Below are 1,367 nucleotides of genomic sequence, written 5' to 3'. Positions count from 1 at the left end.
GGCTCACAAAAAGGACTCATGCTGCCCCCCGGGCTGGCGCTGTTGGCGCTGTCCGAGCGGGCCTGGGCCTGCGCCGAAAAGCAGACGCCGGGCTGTTTTTACTTCAATCTTGTCAAAGAGCGCGACAATGTGCTCAAAGGCCAGACCAGCTTCACTTCGCCGGTGGGGCTTATCCTCGGACTCAAGGAAAGCCTGGACATGCTGCTGGAAAACGGGCTGGAACCCGTGTATGCCAAGCAGTGGGCCTTGACCATGCTGACCCGCGCCAGCCTTTCGGCCATGGGGCTTGAGCTGTTTGCCAAAAAAGATTTTGCCTGGGGCATCACCAGCGTGCTGCTGCCTGACGGCGTTGACGGCACACAGGTTTTGCGTCTGGCGCAGGAAAAGCACGGCGTGTGCATGGCCGGGGGCCAGGATCACTACAAGGGTCGCATGGCGCGCATCGGCCATATGGGCTGGGTGGACTGGGCGGATGTGGCCGCCGGTCTTTACGCTCTCAATGACAGCCTGCGGGCTGTGGGCGGCTACAGCGGCTCGCGCGACTATCTGGAGCGGGGCATGGCCGCGTACCGGGCCGCCCTTGAAGGCAAACCAGGCGTGCCGCTGCCGCTGGTCTATAACTAGAGCAAATTAACTTTGAGAATGTACATTCTCAAAGTTTAAGACACGCTCGCTTCGCTGCTTAACCGCGCAAGTACATAGCTCTGCTGTCTTCGCGGCAGTCGTTGGCGAGCCTGCGAGCCTTACGAATGGCGACAGTGATTGTGTGGAAACAAACCGCTCGTTACACATGGTGTCTGCAAGCGTAGTTTCCTGCGTTACAACTCCTGAAGCATCCGTAACTTCCTTTGTCGTAACGGCTGAAGCTGCGCTTACGCCCGCCGCAGACGCCGATGCATCCTGTCCGCACTGCCGGACGCCTGTGCGGGCATTTTCAACGCTTTGGGAACATGTGTCCTCAAAGCTGAAAACTCCAGGGCGCTTCGCGCCACGAGGTCAACATGAGCCAAAAAACCTGCGGCTGCTCGTCAGGGCATACGCCCGACGGACCCATGCCCGAAGTGACATTTTCCACGTTTATTCTCTCCCTGGCGTCTTCCGCCCTGGTCCACCTGGGCGAAGTCCCTAACCCAGAAACCAGCAGCACAGAGACAAATCTGCCTCTCGCCAAGCACAGCATTGACGTGCTTGAAATGCTGCACATGAAAACGGAGCGCTGCCTTGACGAGCAGGAAAGCAAACTGCTCGAAAGCATCCTTTACGAGCTGCGCCTGAAATTTGTCATCAAATGCGGCCCTGACTGCGCGTGCCTGACCAAAAAGGGACAGACGCCCGCATAGCCGAGCCGTCCTGCCGCCACGGCGCTG

General features: G+C 59.0%; 1 protein-coding gene and 1 pseudogene. Both read left to right on the top strand.

What is annotated here, in order from left to right; translation table 11 throughout:
• Positions 1 to 624: pseudogene (locus V6C07_RS07570) on the top strand (pyridoxal-phosphate-dependent aminotransferase family protein); the annotation flags it as partial.
• A 377-nt stretch (positions 625 to 1,001) separates the two neighbouring features.
• The gene (locus V6C07_RS07565; RefSeq protein WP_333535759.1) at positions 1,002 to 1,340 is read left to right on the top strand and encodes a DUF1844 domain-containing protein; all 339 of its coding nucleotides are present in this window, start codon (positions 1,002 to 1,004) and stop codon (positions 1,338 to 1,340) included.
• Positions 1,341 to 1,367 lie beyond the last annotated feature (27 nt).

Source organism: Desulfovibrio sp. 1214_IL3152, from assembly GCF_036763055.1.
In the GTDB taxonomy this organism is placed as follows: Bacteria; Desulfobacterota; Desulfovibrionia; order Desulfovibrionales; family Desulfovibrionaceae; genus Desulfovibrio.
Note: the sequence above shows the minus strand (reverse complement) of the source record. Positions and strands in the feature narration are given on the sequence as shown.

Bases quoted from the DNA above. Each gene is read 5' to 3' on its own strand.
- V6C07_RS07565 (WP_333535759.1), top strand. From the start codon at position 1,002: ATGAGCCAAAAAACCTGCGGCTGCTCGTCAGGGCATACGCCCGACGGA.